The 12,721-nt window shown below is 66.8% G+C and carries 9 protein-coding genes and 1 pseudogene; 4 read left to right on the forward strand and 6 right to left on the reverse strand.

Features of this window, described 5'->3' with window-relative positions; all coding sequences use genetic code 11:
- The first annotated feature begins 15 nt into the window (after positions 1 to 15).
- Positions 16 to 4,584, forward strand: a complete 4,569-nt coding sequence (gene gltB / locus VL752_RS04355) for a glutamate synthase large subunit (protein ID WP_325352536.1) — start codon at positions 16 to 18, stop codon at positions 4,582 to 4,584.
- A 34-nt stretch (positions 4,585 to 4,618) separates the two neighbouring features.
- Positions 4,619 to 5,800, forward strand: coding sequence for an AI-2E family transporter YdiK (ydiK, locus tag VL752_RS04360; RefSeq protein ID WP_325352538.1), 1,182 nt, complete (start codon positions 4,619 to 4,621; stop codon positions 5,798 to 5,800).
- 15 nt (positions 5,801 to 5,815) lie between these two features.
- On the opposite strand, the gene VL752_RS04365 is transcribed toward ydiK, so the two are convergent.
- The 4 genes from VL752_RS04365 to VL752_RS04380 are packed head-to-tail and all read right to left on the reverse strand — an operon-like array spanning position 5,816 to position 9,997.
- Positions 5,816 to 7,681, reverse strand: coding sequence for a monovalent cation:proton antiporter-2 (CPA2) family protein (locus VL752_RS04365; RefSeq protein ID WP_325352540.1), 1,866 nt, complete (start codon positions 7,679 to 7,681; stop codon positions 5,816 to 5,818).
- Positions 7,678 to 8,298, reverse strand: a complete 621-nt coding sequence (locus VL752_RS04370) for an NAD(P)H-dependent oxidoreductase (RefSeq protein ID WP_325352542.1) — start codon at positions 8,296 to 8,298, stop codon at positions 7,678 to 7,680. Before VL752_RS04370 ends, VL752_RS04365 begins: the two co-directional genes overlap by 4 nt.
- Positions 8,299 to 8,334: 36 nt before the next feature.
- Positions 8,335 to 9,408, reverse strand: coding sequence for a DMT family transporter (locus VL752_RS04375; RefSeq protein WP_325352544.1), 1,074 nt, complete (start codon positions 9,406 to 9,408; stop codon positions 8,335 to 8,337).
- Between the two features lie 10 nt (positions 9,409 to 9,418).
- Positions 9,419 to 9,997, reverse strand: coding sequence for a YqaA family protein (locus VL752_RS04380; protein ID WP_325352547.1), 579 nt, complete (start codon positions 9,995 to 9,997; stop codon positions 9,419 to 9,421).
- Positions 9,998 to 10,237: 240 nt separating this feature from the next.
- Between VL752_RS04380 and VL752_RS04385 the strand changes: the two genes are divergently transcribed.
- Together VL752_RS04385 and VL752_RS04390 are read left to right on the forward strand one after the other, a co-directional pair.
- On the forward strand, positions 10,238 to 10,711 hold the full coding sequence (locus tag VL752_RS04385; RefSeq protein ID WP_325352549.1) for a hypothetical protein: 474 nt from the start codon (positions 10,238 to 10,240) through the stop codon (positions 10,709 to 10,711).
- A gap of 39 nt (positions 10,712 to 10,750) precedes the next feature.
- On the forward strand, positions 10,751 to 11,707 hold the full coding sequence (locus tag VL752_RS04390) for an SDR family oxidoreductase (RefSeq protein ID WP_325352551.1): 957 nt from the start codon (positions 10,751 to 10,753) through the stop codon (positions 11,705 to 11,707).
- Here the strand turns inward: VL752_RS04390 and VL752_RS04395 are convergent.
- Positions 11,687 to 12,538: an SDR family NAD(P)-dependent oxidoreductase gene (locus VL752_RS04395; protein ID WP_325352553.1), complete on the reverse strand. Its 852-nt coding sequence runs from the start codon at positions 12,536 to 12,538 to the stop codon at positions 11,687 to 11,689. The genes VL752_RS04390 and VL752_RS04395 overlap by 21 nt on opposite strands.
- Before the next feature lie 81 nt (positions 12,539 to 12,619).
- Positions 12,620 to 12,721, reverse strand: a pseudogene (locus VL752_RS22230) (hypothetical protein); the annotation flags it as partial.

The following is a 12,721-nucleotide window of genomic DNA, read 5'->3' on the forward strand; positions in this document are numbered from 1 at the left end:
GATGAGGAGAACGCCATGACTGACCGGATCGAGACGGAAGGCCTGCTGGGCGAGGCGCTGGAAACTGGCGCCGAATTCATCGAAGGTTGGGCGCGCAATAGCGAGGTACTCGCCGAATCCTACGATTTCTCCCAGGAGCATGATGCGTGCGGCGTCGGCATGATCGCGGCGCTGGACGGGAAGCGACGCCGCGACGTGGTCCAGGCCGGCATCGATGCGCTGAAGGCGGTATGGCATCGCGGCGCGGTCGACGCCGACGGCAAGACCGGTGATGGCGCCGGCATCCATATCGAAATCCCGCAGGACTTCTTTGCCGCCGCCGTGGAGCGGAGCGGTGCCGTGCTGCGCCCCGGCCCCATCGCGGTCGGTCAGGTTTTCATGCCGAAGACCGATCTCGGAGCGCAGGAGCGCTGCCGCGAGATCGTGGAGACGGAGATTCTTGCTCTCGGCTACGAAATCTATGGCTGGCGGCAGGTGCCCATCAACGTCTCCTGCATCGGCGAGAAGGCGAATGCGACCCGCCCCGAGATCGAGCAGATCATGCTGTGGAACGCGCGCGGCGTGCCCGAGGAGGAATTCGAGCGCGATCTTTATGTGATCCGCCGGCGCATCGAAAAGCAGACCATCGCGGCGCAGATCTCCGATCTCTACTTCTGTTCGCTCTCCTGCCGCTCCATCGTCTACAAGGGCATGTTCCTGGCCGAGAGCCTGACGGAATTCTATCCGGATCTGCTCGATCCGCGCTTCGTCTCGCGCTTCGCGATCTACCATCAGCGCTACTCGACCAATACCTTCCCGACCTGGAAGCTCGCGCAGCCCTTCCGCTCGCTCGCGCATAATGGCGAGATCAACACGATCAACGGCAACATCAACTGGATGAAGAGCCACGAGACCCGGCTCTCCTCCGAGCTGCTTGATGCCTATATGGAAGACATCAAGCCCGTGGTTCAGGCCCAGGGCTCGGACACGGCCTCGATGGACAATGTCTTCGAGCTCCTGATCCGTTCCGGCCGCGATGCGCCGATGGTCAAGGCAATGATGATTCCGCCCTCGATCGGGGCGACCTCCTTCATGCCCGAAACCCATCGCAACATGATCGAATACTGCAATGCCGTGATGGAACCCTGGGACGGGCCGGCCGCGGTAACCGCGACCGATGGCCGCTGGGTGGTGGCGGGGCTGGACCGCAACGGCCTACGCCCGCTGCGCTACACTGTGACGAGCCACAACATGCTGGTGGTGGGCTCCGAGACCGGCATGGTGAAGTTCGACGAGGCGATGATCGTCGAGAAGGGCCGCGTCGGCCCCGGGCAGATGATCGCGGTCGATCTTGAGGAGCCGCGCTTCTACGAGAATGCGACGATCATGGATCAGCTCGCCGCCCGCCACCCTTACGGGGAATGGGCGCAGCGCATCGTCCGCATCGACGATCTGGTCAAGACCGACACGGTCGAGCCGGTGGAGTTCGGCACCGAGGAGTTGCGCCGCCGCCAGTTCGCCACCGGCATGACGCTCGAGGAGATGGAGACGATCCTGCAGCCGATGGTCGAGGACGCGAGCGAGGCGACCGGCAGCATGGGTGACGACACACCCATTGCCGTGCTGTCCGACCGTTATCGCGGCCTGCACCACTATTTCCGCCAGAACTTCAGCCAGGTCACGAACCCGCCGATCGACAGCCTGCGCGAGACGCGGGTGATGTCGATCAAGACGCGGCTCGGCAATCTCGGCAACGTGCTGGAGGAGGGCGAGCATCAGTTCGACATCCTGCAGCTCGACAGCCCGATTCTCTCGACCGGCGAGTTCATTGCCATGCGCGAGAAATTGGGTGGTTCCGTGGTCGCGATTGACGCGACCTTCCCGGTGGAAGCGGGCGAGGCGGGGCTGCGGCGCGGCCTCGACCGTATCCGTCAGGAAGCCGAAGAGGCCGTGCGTGCCGGTGCTGCCCACCTGATCGTCAGTGATGAGGCAATGGGTCCTGGCCGTGTGCCGATCCCGATGATCCTGGCGACGGGTGCTGTGCATACGCATCTCGTGCGCAACTCGCTCCGTACTTTCACGAGCGTGAATGTCCGCACGGCGGAATGCCTCGACGTGCATTATGTCGCCGTGCTCGTCGGCGTGGGCGCGACGACCGTGAACCCCTATCTTGCCCAGGAATCGATTGCCGACCGCCAACGTCGCGGCCTCTTCGGCGACATGGCGGTGAAGGCCGCCGTCGGCCGCTACAAGAAGGCGCTCGACAAGGGCCTGCTCAAGACGATGGCGAAGATGGGCATCGGCGTCCTCTCCTCCTATCGCGGGGGCTATAATTTCGAGGCGATCGGCCTCTCCCGCGCGCTGGTGGGCGAGTTCTTCCCCGGCATGCAATCTCGCATCTCGGGCATCGGGCTTTCCGGAATCGCCCGAAAGGTGCTGGAGCTTCACCGCCAGGCCTGGGCCGAGGGCGTGCTGTCGCTGCCCGTGGGCGGCAACTACAAGCTGCGTCGCGGCGGCGAGACCCATGCCTTCGACGGCAGCCTGATCCATGTCCTGCAGACCGCGGTCGCGACCGACAGCTACACCACCTATCGCAAGTATTCCGCCGCCTGTCGCCGGCTGCCACCCGTGGCGCTGCGCGATCTGCTCGATTTCCGCACCGAGGGTCTTTCGCCGGTGCCGGTCGAGGATGTCGAGAGCATCACCGAAATCCGCAAGCGGCTGATCGCGCCGGGCATTTCGCTCGGGGCGCTCGGGCCTGAGGCGCATGAGACGCTGTCCATCGCCATGAACCGCATCGGCGCGCGGTCCGATAGCGGCGAGGGCGGCGAAGACCCCGAGCGCTTCAAGCCCCGCGCCAATGGTGACAATGCCTCCTCGGCGATCAAGCAGATTGCGTCCGGCCGCTTCGGCGTGACTGCGGATTACCTGAACAACTGCCGCGAGATCGAAATCAAGGTCGCGCAGGGTGCGAAGCCGGGGGAGGGCGGCCAGCTGCCGGGCTTCAAGGTTTCCGGCCTGATCGCGAAGCTGCGTCATTCGACGCCGGGCGTGATGCTGATCAGCCCGCCGCCGCATCACGACATCTACTCGATCGAGGATCTGGCTCAGCTCATCTACGATCTCAAGCAGATCAATCCGATCGCGACGGTCTGCGTGAAGCTCGTCTCGCGTTCCGGCATCGGCACCATCGCGGCCGGCGTTGCCAAGGCAAAGGCGGATGCGATCCTCATTTCCGGCCATTCGGGCGGCACCGGCGCCTCGCCGCTGACCTCGATCAAATATGCCGGCCTGCCGTGGGAGATGGGGCTGTCGGAGGCGCATCAGGTCCTGATGCTCAACCGCCTCCGCCACCGCGTGAAACTGCGCACCGATGGCGGGCTCAAGACCGGGCGCGATGTCGTAATCGCGGCCATGCTGGGTGCCGAGGAATTCGGCATCGGGACGGCGAGCCTCGTCGCGATGGGCTGCATCATGGTCCGGCAGTGTCACAGCAATACCTGCCCGGTCGGTGTCTGCACGCAGGACGAGACGTTGCGTGCCAAGTTCGAGGGCACGCCGGAGAAGGTCATCAACCTCTTCTCCTTCATCGCCGAGGAAGTGCGCGAAATCCTGGCATCGCTCGGCTTCCGCAGCCTGACGGAGGTGATCGGCCGCACTGATCTGCTGCACCAGATCAGCCGTGGCAGCACGCTGCTCGACGATCTCGATCTCAACCCCATCCTCGCCCAGGCCGATCCGGGCCCCTATCCGCGCTACTGCACGCTGGAAGGCCGCAACGAGGTGCCGGAAACGCTGGACGCGCAGATGATTGCGGATGCCGTGCCCTTCTTCGAACGGCGCGAGAAGATGCAGCTCCAGTACAACATCCGGAACACGCATCGTGCCATCGGCACGAAGTTCTCGGGTGCGATCGTGCGCAAGTTCGGCGAGACGGTGCTGCCGGCGGGCCATGTCAGCGTCCGCCTGCGGGGTTCGGCGGGCCAGTCGCTCGGTGCCTTTGCGGTACAGGGCCTCAAGCTCGAAGTCATCGGCGATGCGAATGACTATGTCGGCAAGGGTCTGTCGGGCGGCACTATCGTCGTGCGCACGGCACCGTCCTCCAAGATGCGCAGCAACGCCAATACCATCATCGGCAATACCTGCCTTTATGGCGCGACCGCCGGCCAGCTCTTCGCGGCGGGGCAGGCGGGCGAGCGCTTCGCGGTCCGCAATTCGGGCGCGACCGCGGTGATCGAGGGCTGCGGCTCCAACGGCTGCGAATACATGACCGGTGGCACGGTCGTGATCCTCGGCAGCTTCGGGGATAATTTCGGCGCCGGCTTCACCGGCGGCATGGCCTTCCTCTACGATCCGGAAGACGAGCTCGAGAGCCGGATCAACGCCGATACGCTGACCTGGCAGCGCGTCTCTTCGGCCTATTGGGAGAGCCGCCTGCGGGGCCTCGTCGAACGCCATGTGCATGAGACGAGCAGCCGCTACGCCGCCATGCTTCTGCACAACTGGGAGCAGACGCTGGGCCATGTCTGGCAGGTGGTGCCGAAGGATTTCGTGACCTACCTGCCGCATGCGCTGAGCGACGAGAAGGCTCAGGTGACGGCCTGACCACTGGAACGCGGGCATGCCGGATCTGCCTGACATGACAACTCCGCCCCCTCCCGGGGCGGGGTCTCAGCCTGTTCTTCAGGACGGCACGCGACCCGAGGTCCTGCGGCCCAGCGTCGCGCGACCCCAGGCCGCGCGGCCGGATCCGACGCGGCTGATGATGATGCTCTTCTTCATCAGCGCCCTCGCGTTCTGCTCCCTCTGGGTGCTGAAACCCTTTCTACCGGCGACGATCTGGGCCACCACCATCGTCGTCGCCGTCTGGCCGCTGCTGCTCCGCCTGCAGCGGCTGATGGGTGGCAGCCGTGGCCTGGCGGTCGCGGTGATGACGCTCATCGTCGTCGTGCTTTTCGTCGTGCCCTTCTGGCTGGCCGTCACAACCATCCTGAACCATATCGACAGTCTGATCGGCCTGGCCCATGCCGCGGTCGCCTTCCGGCTGCCGCCGCCCCCGCCCTGGGTGGAGAACGTGCCCCTCATCGGCACCAAGCTTCAGGAAGCCTGGGGGAAGTTCCAGGGCAGTGGCATCGGCAAGGTGCTGCCTTCGGCCACGCCCTATATCGGCTCGGCGGCGCAGTGGTTTCTGGGCTCCATCGGCAGTTTCGGCCGGCTGCTCGTGCAGTTCATCCTGACGACCGTGATCGTCGCCATCATGAGCACGCATGGCGAGGCGGGGGCCTCTGTCGCGCGGGCCTTCGGCCGCCGCCTGGGCGGGGAGCGCGGGCGGCAGATGGTGGTCCTCGCCGGCCGGGCGATCCGGGCGGTCGCCCTCGGCGTCATGCTCACCTCGCTCGTGGATGCGATCGTCGGCGGCATCGGCCTGGTCATCGCCGGCGTGCCGCTGGCACCCGTGCTGACGGCGGTGATGTTCATTTTCTGCGTCGCCCAGGTCGGGCCCGGCATCGTGCTGATCCCGGCCGATATCTGGATGTTCGTCTCCGGCCAGTATCTGATGGGCGCGGTGCTGCTCGTCGTTACCATCGTCGCCATCGTCATCGACAATCTGATGCGGCCCTTGCTGATCCGGAAAGAGGCGAACCTGCCGATGGTGCTGGTTCTGGTCGGTGTGCTCGGTGGGCTCGGGGCCTTCGGCCTCATCGGCCTCTTCATCGGCCCCGCCGTGCTCGCAGTCAGCTACACGCTGCTCCATGCCTGGATCGCCGAGGACGAGGACATGCCGCCCGCGCCGCTCGCCGTGGAGCCCGACAAGGCCTGACGGGCAGAGGAGCGCCTATTCGCGCTCCTCGGTTTCCATTTCCTTGGCAAGCGAGGTGGTATCCCAGCCGAGGTCGATGTCCGACAGATCCTGCCCCTGGCGCTCCTCCATCATCAGCTTCTCCAAGGTCTGCGCGCTCTGGCGAGAGGCGAGGACGAAGCCCTCCTCATCGCCCCAGAGCGGCCGCAGCTTGTGGAACAGCTTGCGGTCGTAGCGGCGGAAAATTGCCGCCGCCCGATGCGCCTGATGCGGATGCAGCCCAAGCTTTTCGAGCGCCGTGCGGCCGAGGGACACCGCGCCCTCGAAGGTCTCGCGCTCCACCACATCGGCACCATGGTTGAGCAGGTCGTAGGCCGCGCGGCGGTCCCAGGCGCGGGCCAGGATGGTGAGGTTGGGGAAGGCCTGGCGCGCGGCCTCCACCATTTCCAGCGCCTTCTCGCGGTCGTCGATGGCGACGATGAGCAGCTTCGCCTTGTCGGCGCCGGCCGCCTGCAGCAGATCGATGCGGGAGGCGTCGCCATATTGCACGCGCTGGCCGAAGCGGCGCAGCAGCTCGATCTGGCTTGTGCTGATATCGAGGATCGAGGTCTTGAAGCCATTGGCGCGGACCAGGCGCCCGACGATCTGGCCGACGCGGCCATAGCCTGCGACGATCACATCCGGGTCGGCCTCGAAGCTCGGCGCCTCGGGCTTCGGCCCGTCGCCGCGCGAAGGGGCGGTTGCCAGCCGCTCATGGGCCAGGAAGACGAGCGGCGTCAGCACCATGGAGACGGCAACGACGGCGTTGAGCAGGGCGCCGAGCTGATGCGGCAGAACATGGGCGCCGACCACGAAGCTCGTCAGCACGAAGGCGAATTCACCGCCCTGGCTGAGCGAGACGCCGACCATGCGGGCATCGGGCAGGGTGAGGTGGAACAGGCGGCCGAGCCCTGTCATGGCCACGGCCTTGATCGCCATCAGTCCGATGCTGAGGCCGAGGACGATCACCGGATGCGCGGCGACAAGGCCGAAATCAAGGCTGGCGCCGACGGTGATGAAGAAGAGCCCGAGCAGCAGGCCGCGGAAGGGTTCGATATCCGCCTCCAGCTCGCGGCGGAATTCGTTCTCGGCCAGCATCACCCCGGCCAGGAAGGCGCCGAGGGCGGGGGAGACGCCCACCGCCTGCATCAGCGCGGTCACCGCGAAGACCAGCAGCAGTGCGGTCGCGGTGAACAGCTCGCGCAGACGGGCGGCGGCGATGAAGCGGAAGATCGGCGCCGTCAGATAGCGGCCGAAGGTGATGATGAGGGCGACGGCGGCCAGCACCGCCACCGCATGCACCCAGCCGTGCAACCCGCTTTCGCTTCCCGGTGCCTCTCCCGGCATGGCCGCCAGCAACGGCAGCAGGACGAGAAGCGGGATCACGGAGAGATCCTGAAACAGCAGCACGCCGAAGGCCGCCGTGCCCACGGCGCCGCGGCGCAGGCCCTTTTCCTCCAGCGTCTGCAGCACGATGGCGGTGGAGGACATCGCGAGGATGGCGCCAACCGCCACCGCCTCCTGCCAGGGCAGGCCCAGCAGCAGGGCGGCGAGCGCCAGGCAGGCGCCGATGCCCAGAAGCTGGGCCAGACCGAGGCCGAAGATCGCCGCCCGCATGGTCCAGAGCAGCGCCGGGCGCACTTCGAGACCGATGAGGAAGAGCAGGATGACCACGCCGAATTCGGCAAAGCCCATGACATCGGCCTGGTCGCCGACCAGATGCAGCGCGTAGGGGCCGATGATGGCGCCGGCGATGAGATAGCCGAGCACGGAGCCGAGCCCCGCGCGCTTGGCGATCGGCACGGCAACCACGCTCGCCGCCAGATAGACCAGGGCCTGAAGCAGAACGGTATTGGTATTCATCGGCCCACCTGCGCAATCGCGTCCTCGAGATGCGCGTCATAAGCGTCGGCGGCCAGCTTGCGGTCGTCCTCGCTGATGCGGATCGCATCATGTAGAACGAAGGGCTGCGCCCAGGTCAGGCCGCAGAGATGCGCCGTCGCCTCCATCGGGCGGAGAAACTCCGCTATGCTATAGCGGTTGATCCCCTCGGGCCGATAGGCATGGTGGTCTCCGCCCGCGGTCACCGCCACCATCAGCGTCTTGCCGTGCAGTTGCGTGCCGGTGCGCCCGAAGGCGAAGCCGTGCAGCAGCACGGCGTCGAACCATTCCTTGAGCAGGGCTGGACAGGAATACCAATAGAGCGGGTATTGCAGCACGATCAGCTGATGGGCGAGCAGCTTCTTCTGCTCGGCGGCGACATCGATCAGGAAATCCGGGTATTTGCGGTAGAGGTCGTGCACCGTGACGTCCGGCCGGCGGCGCGCCGTTTCCAGCAAGGCGGCATTGGCGCGCGAGCGATGAATGGCGGGATGGGCGAGCACAAGCAGCGCCGGCCGCGCCGCCACGGCGGGTTCCGCCGTCTCCGGCGGGCGGGGCTGCCGGGCCCCGTCCTCGCGGGGGGTCTTGCGTGTCTTCAAGAAGCCAAGCGCCACGCGCTGCACCCTTTCATCGCTTCATCCTTCTGTCGGCTCGTGCCTGTGCCGGTGCCGGTGGTGAATATCCGGGTAATGCGCATGGGCATGGGTCAATGGCTGATGCCGGTGGGCGTGGCTATGGGGTTCGCCCGCCGGGTCCCCCGGCCCGTGCTCATGCTGATGATGCGCATCATGCACATGTGCGTGCTCATGCTCCATCTCCTCATGCGTGTGCTGATGCGCATGCCGCTCGGCAAGGTGCAGATAGAGGCCGAAGCCCATCAGCAGTCCGGCCAGGATAAGCCGTCCGCTCAGGGGATCGCCAAAGAAAAGCACCGCGATCGTGGCGCCGATAAAGGGGGCGAGGGAAAAATAGGCGCCGGTGCGGGCCGCGCCGAGGGCGCGCAGGCCGCGCATGAACAGTACCAGGCTGGCGCCGTAGCCGAGCAGGCCGATCGCCGCCGCGCTCAGGACCACCGGTGCATCGGGCAGCGGCGTGTGCTGCGTCAGCGCGAGCAGCAGGTTGGTCGCCCCCGCCGCCAGGCCCTTGATCATGGAAATCTGCACGGGATCGGCGGCACTCAGCGAGCGGCTGAGGTTATTGTCCAGCCCCCAGGCCAGGCAGGCCCCGAGGATGAGCAGGGCGCCGCGGCTGAGGGGCACGGCCGCCCCCGGCTGCCAGGACAGGATGGCCGCGCCGGCCAGGATGGCGAGGGCACCGAGCAGGATGCGGCGGTCGGCATTCTCCCGGAAGACGATCCAGGCGATCGCCATGGTCGCGATGCCCTCGGCGTTGAGCAGCAGGGAGGCGGTGGCGGCGGGCACACGGGCCAGACCGAACATGAGCAGGGCAGGGCCGAGGGCGCCGCCGAGCAGCACCACGGCCGCCAGGCGCGGCAGGTCAGCCCGGCGCAGCGACGCTTCCAGCGCGGCGGCGCCGCGCGCCCGTCGCAGCAGAAGAACCACGGCCAGGCCGAGACCGGAGCCGAGATAGAGCAGCGCCGCCAGCATCAGGGGCGCGGTCTGCCCGAGCAGCGCCTTGGCGAAGGGTGTGCTCGCGCCGAACAGAAGGGCTGCGAGTAGGGCGGGCGCGGCGGTGGCGAGCGCCTCCATCGCCGCGCGGTCAGACGTAGAGCAGGATGATGAAGCCGCCGACGATGCCCACGGCAAGCACACTCGTCACCAGCATCAGCCGTTTCTCGATGAAGTCCCGCGCTGCTTCGCCAAAAATGCGCATGATGGCGGCGACCAGGAAGAATCGGCCGCCGCGGGTGACGAGACTTGCCGCCATGAAAGCCCAGAAGTCGAATTTCGCGGCGCCGGCGGCGATGGTCACGATTTTGTAAGGGATCGGCGTCAGACCTTTGATGAGGATGACGTAGAGCCCGTATTTGGCGAATTTCGCCTGGAAGGCCTGAAAGGCATGTTCCATGTGATAGAAATGGATGATCGGCTGGGCCAGCCGATCGAACAGCGCCCAGCCGATGAAATAGCCGAGAGCGCCGCCCGCCACGCTCGCAATCGTGCAGATCAGCGCATAGACCCAGACCCGGCGCGGCCGCGCGAGGCCCATTGCGACGAGCAGCGGGTCCGGAGGAACAGGAAAAAAGCTGGCCTCGGCGAAGGCTACCGCTGCCAGGTACCAGGCCGCATGGCGGTGCCCGGCCAGCGCGATTATGCGATCATAGAAGCGCTTGAGCATCGCGCACGGTATCCCTTCTGGTGACCAGAGGGACTTGCCACGGCGGCGGCGGGCCTTCAATGGATCGAAAAGGATGACTTTGACGCGAACCGTTCGAGTGTGATCGTGTCGGACAGAAGCGGTTTTGCTTCGATCTGACACGTGATTCGAACTCTAACCTATTGATAAGGGACTGATTCGCGGCTCAGATGACTCGCTCCCGCGATTCAAGATGAACCGATCAGACCCTAGAGGAAGACCATGCCCGTGAAGTCCGCGTGCCGGATCGTGACGACTCTGTTGGCTGGGGCTGTGCTGGCCGGCCTGCTGCCGCAACCCAGTCTCCGTGCGGCGGAAGCGCCGCCTCATGCCTGGCTTTTCGGCGCCTGGGCAGGGGGCATCCTGCCCGCGCCCGCGCATATGAACCTGGCCGAATGTCAGGCGAATACGAGTTTCGCCGTGAGCCAGGACGTCGTGGTGCACCGGACGCTAACCCATCCCGCCGCCATCCAGAATCTGATCGTGAGCGTGCGCGGTACGCCCGACGGGACGATCATCATGCTGGCGCCCCCGCAGGAGAAGCCGGAGGTGATCGCCGGCGTGCCCGTCGATCTTGGCTTCGGCTGCCCCGCCAACAATGTGTTGCGCGTGGTGCGCATAGGGCCGAACGAGATCCGCCTGCCGGATTGCACAGGCTTCCCGAGCCCGCTGGTGCGCTGCGGCGGCCCGGGCTGACTCGTCGCGCCCGGGCGGTGGGTTAGCGCGGGGTAGGCGATGCCTCAGCCCCTTCCGTCTCCGGTCGTCATCATTACCGGCGGCTCGTCCGGCATCGGGCGCTGCACCGCCGGCATTTTCGCCCGCGCGGGCTGGCGCGTCGGTCTGATTGCTCGCGGCACCCCCGGCCTTGCGGCCGCCGCCGACGAGGTGCGATCGCTGGGCGTAGCGGTCGCCGTTGCGGTCGCGGATGTCACCGACAGTGCGGCGCTGCTGGCCGCGGCCGAGACGCTCGAAGCAGCGCTCGGCCCCGTCTCGGTCTGGATCAATGCCGCCGGCAACGGCGTCTATGGCCGGTTCGTGGACGTGCCTGAGCGCGAGTTCCGCCAGGTTACGGAGGTGACCTACCTCGGTACCGTCAACGGAACGCGCGTGGCACTGTCGCGCATGCGCCCCCGGAACAGCGGCACCATCGTCAATGTCTGTTCCGGCGTGGTCTTCCACGGATTGCCGCTGATGACCTCCTATTCCGGGGCCAAGGCGGCGGTGCGCGCCTTCGGCCAGGCCCTGCGCGTCGAACTCGCCTTCGAACGCAGCCGCGTGCGGGTCAGCACCGTCTTCCCGCCGGCGGTCAACACGCCCTTTTTCGCTCATGCGATCTCCCACATGGGCTGGCCGGCCCGGCCGGTGCCACCGGTCTATCAGCCAGACGTCATCGCCCGCGCGATCTTTCTGGCAGCGCGGCTGGGACGGCCAGAAATGATCATCAGCGGCACGGTCAGCTGCTTCGCGCTGCTCAGCCGCATCGCCCCGGTCTGGACCGGACTGGTGATTCGCCGGCTGGGGGTGGATGGCCAGCGCGGGCCGCAGCAGACGACAGAGGCGATGCCCACGGTCTTCGCGCCGTCCGAAAATCCGTCCGGCGCCTATGGCACCTTCGGTCGCCATGCGCGGCGCTGGAGCCTGCAGGTTACGCTCCGGCGCTTCTTCGCCCGCCTATCCGGAACCGGGAACTGATGAGGCCAGGCGCGCGAGGACAGCCGATTCGAGCCGTTCGGCAAGAGCCGCATCGAAAACCCGGGGGTTGGGCGTCGCCTCCCGGCGGCGCTTGAGGTAGAGGCCCGTCCGGCCTTGGAGTTCGGGCGAGAGGCAGGCGAAGAGCGGCGTTTGCGCGCCCTGCTGCGGTGTCAGGCTGAAAGGTGCCATCATCCGCCAGGCCAGCCCGTCGATGCCGCCATGGCGAACGATGCGGGTGGCAACCAAGCCGGGATGGACGGTATTGAGCGTGACGCCGCGCCCGGCAAGCCGCGCGGCCCAGTTCCGGCTCATGATCAGAAGGCCGAGTTTCGAACGCGCATAGGCGCGGCTCATGCGCCAGCCGTGGGTGAGGTCGAGATTGTCGGGGTCGATCACGGCGCGATCCGAACTCGAGGAGCCGACCATGACGACGCGCGCCGGGGCGGCGGCCGTGAGCGCCGGCAGGAGCGCCTCGGTCAGCGCGAGCGGCGAGAGCAGGTTGGTGGCGATCGTCTTCTCATGCCCCTCTTGCGTCACGTCCCGCCGCGGCGTGAGCAGCCCGGCATTGTTCACGAGGAGGGCGATGCGCGGATGGCTGCGCTGGATCGCGGCGCCGGCGGCGCGGGTTTCGGCGAGGAGGGAAAGATCGGCCAGGAACAGGTCGATTTCGCTGCGGGGAGCGGCCGCCAGGATCCAGTCCCGCGCCGCCTTGGCGCGGCCGCTGTTGCGCGCAATCAGGCTAAGGGAAAATCCGGCCTCGGCCAGCCCACGCGCGATCCAGCGGCCAATGCCGCTGGTCGCCCCGGTGACCACCGCGTGGCGTATGGTCACGAGCGCCTCATGGGACCACCGCATGGCGTATGGTCACGAGCACCTCATGGGACCGCCGCATGGCGCGGGGCCACAGCCACGTCAGGCGGCTTCGTCCGCGCCGAAGACCCAGGCCAGCACGCCCTTCTGGGCATGCAGACGGTTCTCGGCCTCTTGGAAGACCACGGATTGCGGCCCGTCGAT

Source organism: Acidisoma sp., from assembly GCF_035492295.1.
GTDB lineage: Bacteria > Pseudomonadota > Alphaproteobacteria > Acetobacterales > Acetobacteraceae > Acidisoma.